11 protein-coding genes are annotated in these 20,327 nt (G+C 44.5%); all 11 read right to left on the reverse strand.

Going from position 1 to position 20,327, the window contains the following annotated elements; genetic code table 11:
• Positions 1 to 2,064, reverse strand: coding sequence for a DUF3696 domain-containing protein (locus tag BUE76_RS01405; RefSeq protein ID WP_073039366.1), 2,064 nt, complete (start codon positions 2,062 to 2,064; stop codon positions 1 to 3).
• A 10-nt stretch (positions 2,065 to 2,074) separates the two neighbouring features.
• Complete coding sequence (locus BUE76_RS01410) at positions 2,075 to 3,439, reverse strand: ATP-dependent DNA helicase (RefSeq protein ID WP_073039367.1); 1,365 nt, start codon at positions 3,437 to 3,439, stop codon at positions 2,075 to 2,077.
• 139 nt (positions 3,440 to 3,578) lie between these two features.
• Entirely contained in the window at positions 3,579 to 6,635 is a 3,057-nt protein-coding gene (locus tag BUE76_RS01415) for a type I restriction endonuclease subunit R (RefSeq protein ID WP_073039500.1), read from the reverse strand.
• Positions 6,636 to 6,640: 5 nt separating this feature from the next.
• Positions 6,641 to 8,560 carry a DUF262 domain-containing protein gene (locus tag BUE76_RS01420; RefSeq protein WP_073039368.1) on the reverse strand — a complete coding sequence of 640 codons (1,920 nt, stop codon included), beginning with the start codon at positions 8,558 to 8,560 and terminating at the stop codon, positions 6,641 to 6,643.
• Positions 8,553 to 10,070 carry a DUF262 domain-containing protein gene (locus tag BUE76_RS01425; RefSeq protein WP_083596306.1) on the reverse strand — a complete coding sequence of 506 codons (1,518 nt, stop codon included), beginning with the start codon at positions 10,068 to 10,070 and terminating at the stop codon, positions 8,553 to 8,555. The genes BUE76_RS01420 and BUE76_RS01425 overlap by 8 nt, the downstream gene beginning before the upstream one ends.
• Before the next feature lie 17 nt (positions 10,071 to 10,087).
• Complete coding sequence (locus BUE76_RS01430) at positions 10,088 to 11,413, reverse strand: restriction endonuclease subunit S (RefSeq protein ID WP_073039370.1); 1,326 nt, start codon at positions 11,411 to 11,413, stop codon at positions 10,088 to 10,090.
• Positions 11,413 to 13,167: an HsdM family class I SAM-dependent methyltransferase gene (locus BUE76_RS01435; protein ID WP_216820737.1), complete on the reverse strand. Its 1,755-nt coding sequence runs from the start codon at positions 13,165 to 13,167 to the stop codon at positions 11,413 to 11,415. The genes BUE76_RS01430 and BUE76_RS01435 overlap by 1 nt, the downstream gene beginning before the upstream one ends.
• Before the next feature lies 1 nt (position 13,168).
• On the reverse strand, positions 13,169 to 13,780 hold the full coding sequence (locus BUE76_RS24690) for a type I restriction-modification system subunit M N-terminal domain-containing protein (protein ID WP_216820606.1): 612 nt from the start codon (positions 13,778 to 13,780) through the stop codon (positions 13,169 to 13,171).
• A gap of 46 nt (positions 13,781 to 13,826) precedes the next feature.
• Positions 13,827 to 14,750 (reverse strand): hypothetical protein, encoded by a 924-nt coding sequence (locus BUE76_RS01440; protein ID WP_073039371.1) that lies wholly within the window; start codon positions 14,748 to 14,750, stop codon positions 13,827 to 13,829.
• Entirely contained in the window at positions 14,740 to 17,559 is a 2,820-nt protein-coding gene (locus tag BUE76_RS01445) for an N-6 DNA methylase (protein WP_073039372.1), read from the reverse strand. The genes BUE76_RS01440 and BUE76_RS01445 overlap by 11 nt, the downstream gene beginning before the upstream one ends.
• A 281-nt stretch (positions 17,560 to 17,840) precedes the next feature.
• Positions 17,841 to 20,321 carry a UvrD-helicase domain-containing protein gene (locus tag BUE76_RS01450; protein WP_073039373.1) on the reverse strand — a complete coding sequence of 827 codons (2,481 nt, stop codon included), beginning with the start codon at positions 20,319 to 20,321 and terminating at the stop codon, positions 17,841 to 17,843.
• Positions 20,322 to 20,327 lie beyond the last annotated feature (6 nt).

The raw sequence follows: 20,327 nt of genomic DNA on the forward strand, positions 1-20,327 counted from the left end.
TTAATTTTTGCTGCTTTTATTAAACTGGTAGAGAGAAATAGTTAATCTTGATGACTCATCAAAAAAACCATATCCAAAATTTCTTGTAAGGCTACCATCTTCTTCAATTTCAATTGAATAAACTTGAGACTCTCCTTCTGGCACCTCATCAGGTGGATAGAAGTAATAAATTTGAGTGTCGCTAGGTTCTAACTCCGATGCATTATCTATTGTTAGCACTTGAAGCCTCCTAATCAGGTATTCACTATGTGTTTCTACCAAGAGTTTGCAACCAAGTTTTTGTACAATAAGGAAAAGCATATCAGCTAGTTTGGATTGTAATGCTGGATGCAGGTTGGTTTCTGGCTCCTCCAGAACGATCATTGTATTGAAAGTATCCTTAACATTTCTGCTAGCTGCATTTTGAACTCTATCATATTCAAATGCAATCCGGAGTAATGTTGGAATTAACTGTCCTACACCATGACCATAGTCAGCCAAATTACGTTCAACACCATTTTTTCTAAGAATAACACCTACAGCATCTCCGTCTTTATTTATAGACAAGTTCAATGTATCGGCAATAGCCATTTGCTGTAACACATCTCCAACAAACCCTGTCATACTTTCCAAGCGATCCTTAGAAGATTCTAATAGAGATTTTAGAACTTGTGAAAAATAATTTTGTTTGTCGGAAACTGAAAATGAACGCATCGGAACTGCGTTACGAAATGGAGGAATGAAAATTACCTGAGAAATATCTTGCACGATTGTGCTTAAATTCTCTTGAAGAGATTCCAAGATTATTTTTTCAACAAATATATTAAGATTAGATTCTAAAGAATTCTGCTTTATGTAATCCTCTGCCTCTCTAGGTGAGAGTAATTTAGGAAAGTTTACTTCAAGGGCTGCAATATTTTTCCGTTCAACATAGGTACGGAAATTACAAGCTGACAATCCTAACATTTTCCGTAGCTGGTCCGCACTTTTCATCGGATTAGTAGCCAAGAGTAACTTTTGACAAAATATTTCCGTAAGGTCTTCAGTAAGGCTGTGCTCATCATGAGCTTTGCTAACAAAATCAGTAGATAGATAATCAGACAAGTAATCTAAATCTTGTCGCTGCAATTGTTCTACTTGATGTTTCTGTTCATCAATTACCTGAAAATTCTTCTTGGAAATTGAAGGAGGATAATCGGCTTTGAATTTCCAATCATAAATCAACAGTGGCAAATCATGATGATTAATAAAGCGTAATTCATTTATAAAGGATGACCTTATAAATTTTTTATTATTAAATATTTTCTTAGTTAGGAAAACTGAACGTAGAAAACTAAAATCCTTTTTTTGATCCTGTGAGAGAATATTTATGAAATCAGCCATAGAAGGCTGCTGACTTCTATCTAAATTATTATCTGAATCCTTACAAGTAAGGAAATATTCAATTAACTCATCAACGCGGTACTCCAAACCAAAATAAGTACCTGTTTCCTCTTCTACTTCCCAGTCATTTAGATCAAAAAAATTTTCAATTACCTTTCCTTCTATTTCCCTATCGAACATTGAAAGTCTATCCAAAAAATCTACATTATACCTTTTCACACATTCCCATAAATATGCTACATCGACATTTACATTACCATTGCTAATGCATACTACTTCCCGACTCGTAATCTGCTCGAAAATTCGAACCTTACTCAACCTGCCGCCCTTTCGTAGGGTCTGATCATTCACAAAAGATATTTCGAAAACAAAGTCCTCCAAAACACTTTTGAAATGAAAGGGAAATGCAAAGGTGATCACTCCTGCGCCTTTTTGTTGATCATTCAACCAATTATCAAAATGGCTAAGGTTTAGTTGATCATTAACCTTTAATTTGCAAAAAGCAGCAAAAGGATTTTCAATATCTCTTTCACCATTCTTACGAAAATCTTCAAAGCTGTTTTGCAACAAAAAAATGGCTTTGAGAACAGAACTCTTTCCACTACTATTTGCACCTATTAAAAGAGTTATCGGAGCTAATTTGAAATTATAGGCACCATTAAAAACTCTAAAATTTTCAATCCCAATACTATCAAAACTCATAAAAACTTGATTAAAATATATTTAGATCTTCCCTTGTTCGTGTCACTGCTGTATACAGCCACTTATTATCCTTCACGCCAAAAGTATTCACATACACCTTTTCCCATTCACCACCTTGTGCCTTATGACAGGTAATAGCATAGCCGTATGCCAGGCACAAGGCACCCACATATCGGTCATCTTCAATATTACCTGACTCGCTGAAGATTTTATTCTTTTTGAATCGTTCTCCACGCAGTTTATTCTCAGCTTCTGACATCAACTCAGGCTTTTTTGAAAGCAGTATATCAACCATCATATAGTCTTCTATCAACTGCTCCTCGCCAGAAATCGATTTTGCCCTGATACAAATGGGTAAAAAATGAATACCTGCGACATTTTCCACCCTTGAAGTATCAACCGCTTCTACCACTACGTGGTCGCCATTGTACAACATATGCTCACCCCTGCGCCAATTGGAAGTTACCATCAATAGGTCGCCTTTTTGGAGATAAGGTGCGTTTGCACCATAGAGAATCTTACGTACTTCGTCATTGAAGAATTTATTACTTCCGTGATAATGCCCGATCGTTATGGCAGCATCCGGATTGCCCGCATCATAATTTTTTGCATAATCCCTGGCAGCATCCCAGGTATTCTTATGACGGGTGCCTTCATTTACTTGTTGTAAAGCGCCCCCTTTATCTATTGCTTCCCTGATCCTGGTAGCTGTTTTGATAATATAGCTACCGTCTTCTACGCGTTTTACTTCTGTAAGATTGTACAAGTTTCCACTCCAGTTGAACTTGCGGATCAAATAGGTGGAATCAAGAGCTAATGAAGTCGATTCACCTATTGGAGGCAACTGGTTTTTATCCCCTAGAAAGATAATCTTGTTCTTTTTATTCCCATCTTTTACAAAAGCAGCTAAATGATTTAACAAGGAGTCATCTGACTGAAAAAGTGAATCTTTCTGCTTAGGAGGTAAAGCCGGAATCATTGAGGCCTCATCAACAATGAAGATGGTGAAAGCTACACTCCTGTTTGGCTTTGGTGTCCACTTTACAACTGCAGTTTCTTTATCGCTTTCCGGTGAATAAATCAATGAGTGAATAGTACTTGAAACGGTTTTCGCCTTCCGGCCTAAAATTCTGGCTGCCCTTCCGGTAGGTGCCACAATGCTGTATTTTACCTTTCGGTCATTTAAGTAACCTATAAGCGCAGAACTAATAGACGACTTACCCGTACCAGCCGCACCACTTAGGATTAAAAAATCATCGGTATTATCTTCTTGCACAAATTGCTCCATAGCAATGAGGGCATCCTTCTGCTCTTTGGTTGGGGTATGAAAGTGAAGAAAGCTGAGTATGTCGTTGGTAGTGGTTGCGCTTGCCATCAAGTATTTATTGATGTAAATGATTGTTTCCTTTTGCCCTTTGCGTTGTATGCTTTTTCAAAATTGCAGGCAACCCGTGCAGCCTATCTGCGCAAGTTGCCTGCAAGTAAATTATTTTATTATAAAAACAGGTATGTAGCTACCCGCCTACTATTCTTCTCATAGCCTGCAACATCGCCTGCCTGAAGCTTTCGTCCTGTGCAAACAACCGGTACAAATCCAGATCGGTGCGGCGCTGTTTATTGATGGCATCTGCCACAATTTTGCTAAAGGCCAGTTCGCGGTTCTGTACATCAGGGTTATTCACGTACTGAGACTGGAAATTGGGGTGCTCCTGTACATGACGGGCCAGGGCTACAAACTTTACACGCTGTTCCTCAGGGGTGGCATCCCATCCCGTAAACCACCGTTCATTAAAACTGCGCACAATGATATCCAGTGGATCTTCCTCGGCATCGCCACCATGTGCACCCCGAGGGTTGGGGTTGGCAGGGTCCAGTTCCGCTTCAGCAGGGTCCAGCACAATGCTGTGCCCCAGTTTGGTGCGTTCCAATCCGTAGGTAGAGAGATCCACGGAATCGAGCAATTCGTCAATAGCACCGGCAACGGGATCGGTAATCAACAGGTGGGGAATCAAAAACTTAAGAAACCAGAACAGCTTTTCCCAACGTACTACTTCATAGGGCAAGAGTGCCGCCATCTGGCCATACACTTTTACAAAGTGCTTCGCCTTGATCTTGAAATCAGCCTTTTCGTTGTCCTCCAGTTCCAATTCGTTATTGAAGCGTTCTGCTGCAGTTTGAATAATTGGACTTAGCTCCTGCGCATCCACACCGGCAAAATAACCGGCTACAAATTCCTCCACTTCGCTCCACTCGTACACACCCACTAATTCCAGTTGCCCCATCAACTCGTGCAGTACGTTTACGTCTGTAGCGCGGCTAAGTGTAGTGGCTGTGTAGAAATCATCAAATGCTGTCTTTATATCCTCCACTTCGTTGAAGAAGTCGAGCACAAACAGGTCTTCGGTCTTTTTACCCAGCCAGGGTGCCGACCTGTTGAGGCGGGAAAGCGCCTGAACTGCAAGCACACCTTGAAGCTTTTTATCCACGTACATAGCGGTAAGCTTGGGCTGATCAAAGCCAGTAAGGAACTTGTTGGCTACTACCAGCAAACGGTATTCATCCGTGTCAAACTGGTCTTTGATATCAGCTGAGGAGAAGCCGTTCAGGCTTTCCTCGGTGTACTCCTGCCCCTTTACCAGCTTTTTGCCGGAAAAGGCAATAACGATCTTAAAAGGATTGCTCTTTTCCGCCAGAAGCTTTTTGATGGCGAAATAATACTGGATGGCCGATTCAATACTTTGGGTGACTACCATTCCTTTTGCCTTTCCCTTTAGCTTTTTGGGCGCTACCACATGACTCAGAAAATGTTCCAGCATGATCTCAGCTTTGGTGGCAATGGTCTGCTCATGGCGCTCAACAAAGGCTTTGAGCTTTTTCTGTGCCCTTACCGTATCAAATAGTGGGTTATCCTCAATAGACTTCTCAATCTCATAATAACTCCGATAGGTGGTGTAGTTGGCGAGCACATCCAGGATAAAGCCTTCCTCAATAGCCTGTTTCATGGAGTACAAGTGGAAGGGTTTGAAGCTGCCATCTGCTTGCGCCTCACCAAACTTTTCCAACGTGGTGGGTTTAGGGGTGGCGGTAAAAGCAAAATAAGAAGCATTACCCCGCATCTTCCGGCTACGCATGGCTTCCAGGATCAGGTCCTGGGCGTCGCGTTCGTCTTCATCCTCCTCTCGCTTGCCCATTGCCCGGTTCATATTGTCTGCGGCGCTTCCACTTTGTGAACTATGTGCCTCATCAATGATTACTGCAAAACGTTTGTCGCTGAGATCGGCAATGCCTGATACAATATGTGGGAACTTTTGAATGGTGGTGATGATGATCTTTTTTCCACTTTCCAGTGCGGCTTTTAACTCACCCGAAGTGGTAGCATGGGCTACAATATTTCGCACCTGAGCAAACTCCCGAATATTGTCTTTAAGCTGGCGATCCAGTACCCGGCGGTCGGTAACTACAATTACCGAATCAAACAGCGGCTCTGTGAGTCCTTTGCTGCCCGGGATGCTATCGGTGCTGGGATACAATTCAATAAGGCGATAAGCCGCCCAGGTAATGGAATTACTCTTACCCGAGCCCGCCGAATGCTGGATGAGGTAGGTTTGACCAACGCCTTTTTGCGCAGCATCGCCAATCAAACGGCGTACTACATCCAACTGGTGGTAACGGGGAAACAGCAGATTGCGTTTGGCAAGCGGATCGGCAGGCTTGCCCTCCAAGGTTACAAAATGCTCAATGATCTCGCCCAGGCTATAGCGCGTAAGCACTTCCTTCCACAAGTAAGCGGTTCTATGGCCACTATCATTTGGCGGATTGCCCGCACCTTCCTTATGTCCTTTATTGAAAGGCAGAAACACAGTAGCGCTGCCTGCCAGCTTTGTGGTCATCCACACTTCTTCGGTGTCGGCGGCAAAATGAACCAGGCAGCGGCCAAACTGCAGTAGCGGCTGGGCAGCATCACGACCTGTTTTGTATTGGTGTATGCCGTTCACCCGTGCGGTTTGTCCTGTCCAGGCATTTTTGAGTTCGGAGGTAATGATGGGAAGGCCATTGATAAAAATGACGAGGTCTATTTCTTCGCCGGGCTTAAGGGTGTTGTAGCGCACCTGGCGGGTTACCGAAAATTCATTCTGCTCAAAACGGGCCCACACTTCGGCGCTGCTGCTGGCAAGGGGCACGGAGTAGAATAGCGTAAAATGTGCATCGGCAACATCCAACCCTTTACGGAGCACATACAGAGTGCCGTAGCGTTGGATCATTTTGTCCAGCCTGTGTAGCAGGGTTTTGCGCCAGTCGGCTTGCACCTTCAGCTTATCCAGCTCCTTGCCTTGGGTAGTTTCCAGAAAATGCCAGAGGCGGCGGGTGTCGATTGCCAGTTGTGCATCAAAATCCTGCGGTTCGCCCAGATAAAACTTACTACCCGACCGGTACGGTACAGCGGCTTCGGCAACGTCGGTGGTTACACCCAAGTCTTTGAGCTTTTCGAGGCTGGTGCCAGTTAAGGCTACTTCAATAGCGGCTTCAAGGGCCTGTTCGTTTGTTTGGCTATGGGTTGCGGTACGTTGCATGTACATTAGTTTTGGTAATGGGTCACTAGATATTTGATCATTTCATCCTGGTGGCTTTCAATATCAGCCGCTAGCCAGGTCTTGCCTTTGAATATATAATATGACTTCAAGGTGTCGTAAGTTAAAAGCTTGTTTTTGAACTCTTGCTGTTTCACATTCACCTCCTTATTGCTGTATTCCGAGTTTTGGGAAACATTGAGCAACACTAAGTTGCCGAAGCTATGCAATAAATTATCCTCAATTTTTGATGGGGTGTTCGGCTGCTGCGGGTAGATATGTTCTACTGAGTTCCGGGAAGTAATACGATACGATTGAAACTTGCCATCATTGGGATTTGCCCAACGCTTCCACAACACATACTCCAGCTTTTGAAACCAATAGTGCTGAAAGCTCGTGCCCTTGGATTCGTTCAAATAGGTCTGAAAATCAAAATCAGCTTCCAAATCAGCAGTAAGCAGGAGAAAGGACGCATCCTTGTCTGGAAGATTTTTACACAAGGAAAGCTGGTTGTCGATGCGCTCCAGCGCAGACAGCACTTCTGGACCATTAGCTTCCAGGTTGTCTTCTTTTTTGCTAAGCAAAAAGCCTAAAAAAGGCGTCAGCCAGAACTGTCGCAGGTAATCGCCGGTGAAATACAAAACGCTTTGCAGCATCAGGGATGCCGCGGAAACATAGTTGGTGCGAGTGTAATACGATTCGGTATTTCTGTTGATGTTTACTAGCTCCAGGTGTTCCGATTTTTGATCCAGGTCAGAAATCCATTTAATTACATACTTGTCAAAAACAAAACGAACATCCCAAAGGCGGTAAAAAAAGCGTTTGATTTCAGCGGGATCATTCCGGTTAGCCATGGCTGAAAATACCTCTATGAGCCTATTGGCGTGGAAGGTTCCAGAAAAGTCGGATTTCCCTTCCAGGTGCAGGTGTAACCGGTACGTATGGAGCAACAACTGGCTAAAGCTCATAATAGACCGGCAATATATCTCTTCACTGGTTTGTACTTCAGCACCTGTCTTTGTTGGTTGGTAAACCTTTGTATTGTTGTTTAGAATGTTATCCAGGGAGAACTGATCATCGTTGGTGGCAACTTCCGTTCCTGCTTTGTACCAGAAAACAGCCGGATCAAAGACCTTATATTTAGAAAGGTTGATGGCAGCCCAATTAGATTCGGGAAACACAGAACGGGCATTCCGCTCAAAGAAGTTGTTCATGTTCTGGCAGGCTTCCCAAATCTTGCTGTACAACACTTTCTCCTGGCCAATGATCTTCAGCAGGCTTGCTTTTACGATATCCGACTGCTCTAATTGAACACCTGAACTATTGATGGTGGAAAACAGTTTGTTCAGGTTGGTATGTTCCGGCGTTTCGTTTTTTACAAAGCAGATCTTTTGATAGATATAGCTTCCAAAAGCCGGTAAGTCGGTGCGGTCCATTTGTTGGATAAGATTTTCAATGGTTGCCAAACCTTCGGCAACATTGCTTAGGTAAGGCAACTGCTCAATCTCATGGCTGCTTATTGCTAAACCGCCCTGATCATGACCCAGCAATTGTCCCAAGTAGCGGGCTACTTCCGTCCTGATCTCAAATCCTAACCTAAGCTGCTTTTTAACGTCTTCCAGGAAAAAGGACAACTTGCTGTTGATGCCCATCTTCTTAAACACATAGGCAATCATCCAAAGGGTAGTAAACCTTTGCTGGCCATCAATTAGGTCCAGCTCTTGACCATTCCTTTTGGTTAGGATGGTACCTACAAAATAGGGTTCAGTAGATGCAGTTTTGAACGACTTATAAAAGTCGGAAAGCAGTTTGCTGATTTCTTCCTGTCCCCAAACATAGGGGCGTTGGTAAGAAGGTATTTTAAAGTTGAGCCCTTCCAGTGCGGAGAGGTTGGCCATTTCGGTTCCAAACATCAGGGTATCAGCCATGTTTGTTTTGTTTTAGAAGAGTGTAAATGCCGCTTACCAGCGCCTTGTCAAAAAGGTTGTTCGTACACATTTCTTTTGCCGAACTAAAAGTGTCAATGCCTTGAAGGTGGAAGTACCGGGTAACGGATTGTACATGTTTTGCTTTCGATTGGCCTTCTTCCGTATTGGCGGTGTCGAAGCCATAGCGAAACTGCTTTAGTTCATCCAGCACTTCGTTGATGGTATAGGCATAAAGGATCTTATCTACGATCATTTGTGCCCTTGCAAACGCAAAAATGGAATCTTCCCTTACATTTCGGGCCATCGACACCCTTAACGAGTAAACGTAACGATACAGCCATAAGCCAGCTTCAAACAGCCTTTCAAAGCCGAAGCGGCTGACATAAGCGGTGAGCAGTATTTCATACAGCTCTTTTAGGAAAACGGTACCATCCCTGCCGTGCAGCAGCTGATTCCTGAACAAAATGAATGGATCGGGAAGCCGGTGGTCGGAGCTGCTTTGGAACAGGATATCGTGCAACTCCAGGTACTCCTGTATATAGTCCAAAAAGTTGTTGCCATCATACAAGGGTTGCCTGATGTGCCGGAAAGGGCTTTCATTCATTTGGAAAGCATGGTGTCCCTGCTTTTGCACCAGTGCATAGTAAAACGAAAGATCCTCTGCCTGATGCACCGTGCGTTCGGTGAATTCATCAATGATGGTTTCCTTAATGCTTCGCTCATCGCGGTACAGCGGGAAAGCCTGCCAGCTTTTGAAGTTCCAATAGCGGACCTTGATCAGATTTTTGATGCAATGCTCTATCTTTTGCGGGGGCCAGTGTTCCCACCTGCGAGCCTGGTAAGCGATGGTCTTGTTGCTGTCAATAGCCCGAAGGTGGTGCGCCTTGGCAATATCCGGTCCGCTCAGGCGTACGCCTCCTGTATTCTGTGTTTCGAAAAAGGTATAGGCAAGGTCTTCGCTTTGGGTAACGATCAAGGTGACATTGATTTGTGCCAGGCAAACAATATCCTCGAAATGAATGTCTGCAAAGGCAGGCACCTCCCCATTGGCAATAGCCTTTAAGTAGCTGTGCACATGCCGGATGTTTTCAATCGATTCCGGCAAATGGTAAGCAATGTTTGCGTTTACCTTATAGCGTAAAAAAGAATTCAGGATCAGCAGGGTAGTAAGTCTTTGCTGCCCGTCAATGATGTGTAGCTTGTCGCCATCCTGGTGCAGAATAATGCTGCCCAGGTAATAAAGCGGTCGCTCCGCAACAGGAAGCTTTGCATGTTCCGCCAGGTCGTTCAACAGTTTGTTTACCTGCCGTTCTTTCCATACATAGGGCCGTTGGTATTCCGGGATGCTGATATGACCGGTGATGGATTTGCTTGGTAAGGGCTTTTGTTGCACCAACAATAAATCTTCGAGCGTGCAGCTGACTACTTCTACCGGTTCGTTGGTAAATTTTGATGTTTGTTGGTTATTGATTGTTGCGGCATCCAATGCTAGACTAGCCAGTATGCTCATAAGCAGTTGTTTGGTATTTAGCTCACTTTGATTTTGCCGGTTACAGCGGCGTTGATTAACGTTGCTTTGTACTCCCTAAATTTTTCTATTTGTTGATTTTGCAACTCAATAAGCTTACTAAACTTTTCTTTTTCTTTTTGTAATTTTTCTACAATCTCTAGTTGCTCATTAATTGGAGGCAATACTAACTTTACTTTTTTCAAATCTCCAATACCAACATTGCCTTGAGTATTTGTATTTATTTGATTCCGGATATCTATTGCAAAAGCATCAGATTTAATGTAATAAAATAAATACAATCCCAACAGTTTACTTGGGTTTGGTTTGATTGTTACGCAGGAATAGGAAACGACAAATTCAAAATCAATGTTTATATAAGAAGCAGTTCCGATTGTGGCGTAACGAGCTAAAATAACGTCGCCCATTGAACTCTTAATCTTCTTTGAAAGATTTAAATAGTCTCTTCGGCTTACTTTCTTACAGCTTTCAAAGTTAATATCACTTGCAAATTCTTCTAAGTCACCGGTCATAATATACGGCACGCCACTTTCTCTAGTTGGAGGCATATAGTGATCGACATCAGCTACAGCGTTGAATGCATAGTTCATTATTAAAATCTCCCAATGCTCCGGTATCTCTCCAATCCATTCCACCCCGCTGTCCTTCATCCGTACATCCGGGTTGAGGCCACGGGTAACGGCTTTGTGGATAAGGATTTGCCGGCGCTCCTGCAACAGTTCAATCAGTTTTTCCTTTTGCACAATGGCTTTGTCGACCTGGGCGGTTTTGCGGTCAAGGAAAGCGGCAATGGCGGTTTGCTCTTCGATGGGTGGGAGAGATAATAACAGTTCACCAAAATCACTATATCTGAAATCGGTTGACCTTTCACGAATTCCTTTTGCTAATGACTCGATAAAGCCATTTTTAGCTAAGCTTCTCAGGAAGTAAGCGTAGTAATATGGATCGACTTTCCCTTCTTCACGTGGAGTACATGCTGCATAAACCGGTGTTGACTTTCCATCTGAATCAGAAACACCTATTGCACCAGCGAAAGCATCCATTGCATGAATAACTAAGTCTCCCTTTCTAATTCCTTGGTAACCATGCTCCTTTAAGGCATTAGTAAAACCGTCAGTTTTTCTGTTTATCCTCAATGTAACTTGTCCATCACGAAAGCAGGTTACTATGTCATCATCAGGTCTTACTGGTCGTTCTTGTTTTACAAATAGCCATTTGCCTCTTTGAACCTGCCAGTGCATAGGAATTTCTCCCAGCCACTCAACCCCTGTTTCTTTATAAGCAGGATACTTTTCAACCCGAACTTTTTTCATTACCGCTTCCATCATCCCAGGTTTAAAATGTCGTGAATCAATCCATCGCTTTCCCGCTCTAGTTGCAAGATTTCTTCGGTCACCAGCTCAATATCCCGCAGGGGTTTGTGGCGGTAGAAGTATTTGTTGAAGGAGATCTCGTAACCAATCTTCACCGCTTCCATATTGATCCAGGCTTCGGACACATGGGGCCTTACTTCTTTTAGGAAATAGTGATAAATGTTGTCTTTCAGCGGCACGTTCTCCGTATCGCGGAGGTCGGCCTCTGTTTCGTATTGCAGGTACTCGCCTCTTTTAGCAGTGGGATAGTAGCCATAATCGGGCAACTGCTCTTCGGTACAGCCCAGCAGGAGGAGCAAATCCGTCAGCTTTTCGCCGGTGAGCTTAACGGTGCCGCGGATCACTTTCTCGGCGGCTGCATCATACCAGCTTACGGCATTGAGGATAGCGTTCTTCTCGGAAGCACCCAGCTTAAGACTCATAGCTTTTAGTTCCATGTCCACCAGGGCTGCAAACGCGTTGAAATCATTGTATTCGTCCTGCCCGATGCGCTCCATCAGCAGGTTAGCCGTTTGCAACAGGCCTAGGCCTTTTTGCCAGGTATCAGGGCTTGTCAGCGCTTTAGTTTGCTTGGCATTCAGGTTCAGCTCCTGCTTTTCGCACCAGTCGGCAATGGCTTTTGCATGTTGGCCCAAGCTCGTATACAGGTCTTCGCCCCACTCGCTCCAGGCCCATTGCATAGGTTCACGCAGGCCCCGGTCGAAGCGCAGTGTTTCGATGCGTGCGGCCGAGAACTGTGCCTTCAGGCGTTTGGGTCGTTCGATGGTTACCTTGTAGTAGCCAAAGTCTGAATTATCGAAGATCTTGGAAGCAATGCCTTCGTCTTCGCCAGTGGCGTCGGCCACCTTTTTTTCCACCGCTTCCATTTCGCGGTACACCCGTACAATCTCACGGATATCTTCGGGGCTGAACTCGCAGTTTTTATTACCCAGGTTCTTGCGCAGCTTGCGATAGAGCTGGCCGGCATCAATGATCTGCACCTTGCCCTTGCGGTGTGCAGGCTTGTTATTGGAAAGGAGCCAGATATAAGTGGTGATACCTGTGTTGTAAAACAGGTTGTTGGGCAACTGGATGATGGCTTCCAGCCAGTCGTTTTCGATGATGTAGCGGCGGATATTGCTTTCGCCGCTGCCCGCATCGCCGGTAAACAGGCTGGAGCCGTTGTGTACCGAGGCTATGCGGCTACCCAACGGCGAAAAGCGCAGTGGCTTCATCTTGTTCACCATCTCCATCAGGAAAAGTAGCTGCCCATCGGAGGTACGGGGTATAGCGTCGGCTTCTTCAATAGTACCCCAGTAATCGGGCAACTGTATGCGAAAGCGAGGATCAATTACGTCTTTGCCATCCTTGATATTCTTTACCTCGCTGCTCCAGCTTTTGCCATAAGGCGGGTTGGAAAGCATAAAGTCGAAATGCTTACCGGCAAATTCATCACTACTGAGGGTAGAACCGTTCTTGATGTTCTCCGGGTCATTACCCTTGATCATCATATCGCTCTTACAGATGGCGTAGGTTTCGTCGTTGATCTCCTTGCCAAAAAGGTACACATCGCCAGTAGCGCGGATGCCGCCTTCAGGATCTTTGATAAAGTTCTGCGCCTCCGTAAGCATACCACCCGATCCGCAGGCGGGATCATAGATGGTCATTACCGGAGGCAGCACATCCTGCACGGGCTCAAACACGATGTGGGTCATCAGGTCAATCACCTCACGGGGGGGTGAAGTGTTCCCCTGCCTCCTCGTTGTTTTCTTCGTTGAACTTCCGGATCAGCTCTTCAAACACATAACCCATACCCAGGTTGGAGAGGGCAGGCAGCTTGCGGCCGTCGGGATCAGTCTTTTCAAAAGGAGTTAGGTTGATAGCTGGCGAGGTAAACTTCTCCAGCACATTCAGCAGCACGTCTTTGACAGCCATGTGGCGAACCTGCTCGCGCAGCTTGAACTTCTCAATGATCTCCTGCACATTGGCGCTAAAGCCATTGAGGTAAGCATTGAAGTTAGCCTCCAGTATTTGCCGGTTGTTGGTAGCGGTATCTTTCAGGCGCTGCAGGGTCCACTCGCTGGTATTGTAAAACACAAACCCAGAGGCATCGCGCAGGCCGGCTTCATCCAGTTCTTTCAAGTTGGCATCTTCCTTCTGGAAGCGCAGTTCTTCCATCACGGCTTCCTTGGAGGGCTCCAACAAGGCATCGAGGCGGCGCAGCACCACCATGGGCAGGATCACATCGCGGTACTTACCGCGTACATATATATCGCGCAGGCAGTCGTCGGCAATGGACCATATAAAGGAAACGAGGCGGTTGTGAACGGAGTGGTTCATAATGATAAAAGGAATTTAATGCGTAGGTTTTGCTTCAAGAATGATTTTAAGTGGAAGCTATATTCTGGACAAGCTGCCTAAACCACAAGAGCTGTTCAAGTAATGCAAACTTAAGCGCTTCCAATGTGTAACGGGAGTTTTGGTAAACCCTATCCGGGCTGTAATGGATTAAATTACCCGTAATCCAGTAAATACTAGTAGAGAGATTATCCAAATCTGATCCCTGGTAATCAAATTCTTTGTCCGTAAATTCTTTCCCATCATCAGCGGGCCGTCTTCCTGAAAGCCATTTTTTGGCGGCATTAAAGTCCAACATTCCGTTTCCGGTGCGAAAGAATTTGTCAGGCAAGATATTGGAAGAAAGCCGATTTAAGCTTTTGTAGATCGCCTCTTGTATCGCCCTTATCTGGGTAGCTTGTTCTTTGATTAAAGAAACACTAATGGGATCAAACTCTGCACACAACACTGAAACCAGCATCGATTCTACTTCTTTATCCAGGTACCCTTTCTTAAATAGCTCAAAGATTTCAGTATGCTGTTGCCTTGCGAGGTATTCATCGGATTTTGTAATCCTATCAACAATATATTGGAATAGCCTACTTTGATCGGTTACTTTCTCAAACACATCCAGTTTGCCGATATGCCTCGTCACCTTTTTATTGTCAGCAAAACCGGTGTTCAAACAAAAAGGTATTGGCTTATCACGCTTGGTGTTGATCTCATTTAATCCAAGCAGGGCGTTACCTACAAAGTCAAAATCAACCGCCGTATCTTCTTCATCTACTAGACATAAAGCATCAAGGATGATAAAGTCTACTGAAGCATTATCGGCTATCTCTTCTAATGCTGATTGCAAGTTGGCATAGTGCAACAAACTAATGTTGTACTCAGCGGCAGCGCCAGCTAATTCTGTCGCATAGTCTATATCATCGTCGATAATGATCGTATTAATAACAAGATCATTTTTCATAAGCATTCAGTTTAAATGAAAAACGCATATTGAATTCACCTACCTCTTTGGATATATCTTCAACCGCAAGGAAAGCCCCTCCCATTGCCTTCAATGCCTTGTCAATAAATGCTCCTCCTATACCCATCCCACCCTTTGCTGCATTACTGGTGAATCCTTTTGCAATAAACTTCTCGGTAGTAAGCTCCTTAGTAGCTATACCATTGTTTTCGATAAAGACAAACACTTCCATAGGATCATTCCTATGATTGGTAATCCCGAATATCCTGATCATGGATTTATGAGATGGTTTTCCTTGAAAGCCATGCACAAATGCATTGTCAAAAAAATTCTCAAAAACGCTTTGCAACAAGTGCTTATCTACCCATACCCTCGGAGCATTACGATTACCTTCAAACGCCTGTATATTTAAAGTGAACTTATCAGCATAATCAGGACCAACTTCCTTTTCTAAAAACTCCCACAAATCAATTAATTCCATTTGCAATGCCTCTTTCTTGATTTTTGTAAAATCATAAGTACGGCGTAAAATTTCGTCTACTCGTTTTACACTTTGGTTGATCCGGGAAATAGTATTTACAAGATTAAAATGCTGATACTGATCTTCACTTTGTCCAGGCAATATTCTATATGCTAAATCGGTAAGCTTTACGGGCTCTGAAGACTCATCTTTCCGCTTTAAGTACTGCTCTAACCGAAGCACCGCCGACTGGATGCTACCTAATGGTCCTTTTACTTTATGCTTCAACTCACCAATAAGCATCGATGCTTCGTCCCGGTTAGTCAGACTTTCATTCAGAAGAATTTCATCAACCAGTTTTTTTTGCTGATGCAATGGCACCCACATCACTTTGAGCGAAAAAAAGTCCTCCAAACGAAAATTCCTTTTGGCTGCCCGGTTCCTAATCCGATTGAGTTGATCAGTAAAATAGGGCCGTGTAAGCTGATAGGCCAGGAAGTGAGGTAACATTTTATCAACATTGGGTTGCAGCCCAATTACCGGATTGCTTATCAATGCGGGGTCTGGTCCATTATAAACAGTAGGCTTTAACAATGCTCCTTCCGTAGTGATCAGGATTGTTCCGGCAGGAACCAGATAAGGCTCCAGCTCCCTACAGAGGGCAGCATACTTCGCAGGAGGCTTACTTCCTATCACACCCTCCACCTGAAGGTCGCTTGCATTAAATAAAGGTATAGCCCCCTTATCTGTAACTGTTGGCCGATGCGCTTTACTGGGCCTGTAAACCCTTATTCGGTTTGCAGTTTCTTTTTTCTGAACAGGAACAGACAGCATATCGCCAACGGTTCTGTAACCCTCTTCTTCGGTGTAAACCGGGGCGTTCAAAACGGCCACATCCAATGTGTATCCAACGGCCTTTACCTTAGCCAGGTTAATGGTATTGCCATGTTGACGCCATTGCTCCAGATGATATTGAGCTCCGATTACGGAAATCATCTTTTCAAAACCTTCCAGGGTTTCTTCACGGCCATCATAAGTAAAAACTTCTTGGCGCGCTGTTCTCATCCTCGATCTGTTGAGAATAACTAAAACTGTACGCACCTGCGAATAAGGCGCAAAGGCACCTTGTGGCAGGTGAACAATTGCATCGACAAGGTTTTCCGAAATCAAACGTTTCCGAAGCGCTACATACTTATGAGCGTTTGAAGTGATCAATAGGTCCGGCAAAATCAAGCAGGCTTTTCCATCTGGCTTGATATGCGCTAAGGCCATCTCGATGATCAACCAATAGTAATCATTTCCGAAACCCGCAAAATGATAAGAATGAGCTCGCTTTATGATACTACCCAAAAAGGGGGGATTAGAGATAAACCAATCGCTAAACCATCCCTGCTCTGCCCAGTCACAAAATGCATCTTTCCTTGCGACCAACACATTACGAAAGCCACAGACTGCAAAATTGTATTTTGAAACAAGCACTGCATCCGGGTCAATATCTCCCACGACGGTTTGAAAATCTTTGTTGTTACCTGCTCTAAGTATTTGAGCAAGAAGCGTACTTTTTCCAGTAAACGGATCAAAAACCACTTCATTGTCCTTTATCTGGACAAGTGCTTGAGCAAGCTTTATAACAATAGCTGGGGTTGACCCTAGATTTTTAAACCTTCGCTTCCAAAAAAATTCGTTGGTAAGATTTAGAAAGAAATCTCTGAAATCCTCCTCATCAATATTAGCAATCGAGTACCGACTGAAATAATCGCTAGTTTGGTTTTCATACCCTTCTTCACTTAATTCTTCATGTCGAAGATTGATTACATAAATTGGTGAAAGCGTTGAATGATATAAAAGTTCAAAAATAGTATTCTTCACATGGTGTTCAATCCCCTGAAATGCTTTGATAGCGGTATCAAACAAACCATAGAAGCGTTGTGATTGTCCTAACTGGATCAGTTGGTCCACAAATCTTTGCTCTTTTGCTTCAAGGCTATCCTGGTGAAAATATCCAAGGATGCTTACATCTCCATATTTTAAGGTGATTGCAAATGCGGGTAATAATACTTCAATCAAATGGTCTGAACCCAATCTGCTTTGCCGCAACAGATCCGCAATTTTGTTCAAACCATTCTTAAGATTTTCAAAAGCTAAACTCATTAACTCAACCTTTCCATCAGGAAGTACCCGGAACAACTCAGGATGTTTAGACACCCTTGTTCGAACCTGAGATACAGCTACCAGTTCATTATCCCTGCGCTTGTAAAGGTTGTATTCATGGAGTTTGTCAGCGATCTCCTGCGGAGTAGCCGGGCCAAAATTTACCAGAATATGTTTGATAGCTTCGTGAAGTGTCATAGTTGAGTGGAACAAAAGTTCATCATGCCGGTGCAACCTATTTGCACAACTACATGCAATTACCAAATTTTCGTCTTGATAAATATCGGATCCCAACCCTTAAGTTGAGCGGCGCTATTACCTTAACGCCTGGCCCATAACTGAATAACAAAGACATAAAATACATGCATCACAGGCTTCCGAACCGATTGATGACTCCTTAACTACAAAACTAAAAAAGCCGGGTTTTCCCCGGCACTTTTGTTTTTTTATGTTTTGATGCCCTATGATTTAAAAACCCGCTATCCCTCATGGATCAGAGGGGAAGACACAACCTGTTTATAAGTGGTAAACAGGTTTTCAGACTGTGCATCCCAACAAATAAGCCGGTCAGGCCTGAGCAGCCCCAGCAGGGGTTTAAAATACGCTTTTGCGTTCTGACTAATAGCAACAACCAGCATACAGTTGGTTCGGGTGGCAATTGTGTACACAAACTCCTTTACTTCATCCTCATATTCAACTTCCGCCTGCAGGCTCCAAACTACCAGTTCTTTCTCCAACCCCTTTAATCGTAAAATGGTTGTTGTCTCAACCGGTATGCCAGCCCTCCTGATTTCGCGGCAGAGGCCATCATCTTTTTCCATGATGGTAACCTGGTTGATATCAAAAGGTAAATATGCTGCCCTAATGGCAATGATCTTTTGTGCCAGTTCGGTGTCGTTGGCCCCACCAACAATGATGGGACGGGCTCCCGGCGGAGCCCCTTTATAAGGGGTGATTTCTGCTGTCACTTCCCGGTCCAAAGAACTTGCAGCAATAGCTTCCGATAAAGGGTAGATGGCCTCGCATATCCGGAAAGGTAGCCGGTAGGAACCATTCAAACGGTAATAGACCCTTCGGGCCATGGCTTTGTCTCTGGGTATGGAACCAGACTGGCCAATATGCACTGCCTGCGCCAGGTCGCCGGCAAGCACCAGCCGGTCAACGTTTTTCAGCATCATACCCATCAGCTTATAATCGGTAGGGGTACAATCCTGAAATTCATCCACAAAAACATAATCGAAAGGTGCCGGGAGCCGGCGGCTTTCCAGTTCGTTGAACAACATCTGCCTGCGGGCAAGATAAGACTGTCCAGCCTGAGGATCGGCATGCATCCATTTGCCGTATTTGTGTAAAGCGGTAAAAACGGCCTTTCGCCTGGGGCCGCGGTTCAAACTGATTCTACGCCCCCTGCCCTTCCGTTCCACTCCCTGATAGTTGTCTTCACCCAATACCAGTTTGCATTGCAACCCATAAATCACCCGGTGGTATTCTTCCAGCAAAAAATCCGGGTTGAGAATTTCATTCCATTTGTCAGCTGCTATGCCCTGTTCTTTTTTTGTTTCCAGAACAAATCTTTCCAGGGCTTGCCGGTGGGTGTTCTCGTTGAACGGTTTGAATTGGATGCTGCCTACGTACTTACCCAGCATCTCGAAATGAACAAACCGGATCTGAATGCTAAATTCAGCACCCGTAGTCAAATCCCCCGTACCATCGTTAACGCCATTTACCACTTTGTTGTATTGTTGCCTCACAGACTTTCCCTTGGCTTCAAGAAGGTCAGTCAACCAGGCACGCAGTTGCTTGATCAACGATTTATTAAACGTTGTTACCAATATATTCAAAGGTCCTGTCCACTTGTGCTTTTCCAGCACATTGATGATCTTTTCGGTAACGACAATACTTTTGCCACAACCGGCAGGGCCTGTTATGATGGAAGGCTGCTCTTCATATCGTGCTGCCCTGATCTGGTCATCGTTTAACTGCACTTCGCGGCGTACACGCAGAGGAGGATTGAACAAATCCAATACCTCTGGTAAGGAGCGCATATTGAAGCTTAAACCAGACTGCTGTTTTTCCAGGCCAAGCGCATTGAAACTGCCATCTGCCCAGGAAACGGCGCTTTTAGATGCCTTTAGCCTGTATTTCTCTACAAGGCGCATCCTGTATGCCGACACAACTGGCAAGGCACCCTGAAAGACAGACTCGTCACTGGAAGCAACGATCATGTTGAAGCCGCGCTGCCGCATTTTTGCAGAAAGTGAGCTCATCATGTTCCGCTTTCTTTCTTGTGCAGAAGTAAGCATCAGAATTTTAGAAGGCTCAAATGATTTTATCAATTCATCGAAGTTGGATTGCAGGTAGGATTCATTTTCCGACGAATCGAACAGGTAGCTGGCACATACCCATGGATTGGTGATGCTGAACTCGCCTCTGTTTGTCCAGGAATAAACATGGTATTCTACCAAAAGATCGCGTAGTTCGGGATAATGTTTTATGGCTGCCGGCCAGAGGTAAGAGCGTAAATACGAAAGCATAAAAGGGCTGACGTCCACATTGATGATCCGCATCAGTGGCATACGTTTCCCCGCTCTTTTGAAAGCCACTGCGGCAAGGCCAAAACAAAACTGAACGCATCCAGTACCTGCTCCAAGGTCAAACACTTCAACCGGCTGACTGGCCGCGCAGGCTTCAGTTACTTTATCACAGAAATGAGACAGAAATACATTCATCCGCCTGGCCTGGTACCAAAGCGAGTAAGCAAGGGGTGTAGTGTACCGGTCGTAGCATAAATCAGTATTCTGTACCAGATTGTAAGCTTCCTGTTGGGCTATGCTTAGATCATAACCAAAGTTTGGATTTCGCTCATTGGCAGCAACAAATGCCTGAGCAGCTTCCAGGATAATTTGTTCAATGGTTGGTTGTTGGTTTCGGAACCACTGGGTGAGTTGGGTTCGGTTCATATGCAG

Source organism: Cnuella takakiae (assembly GCF_001953305.1).
Lineage (GTDB): Bacteria > Bacteroidota > Bacteroidia > Chitinophagales > Chitinophagaceae > Flavisolibacter > Flavisolibacter takakiae.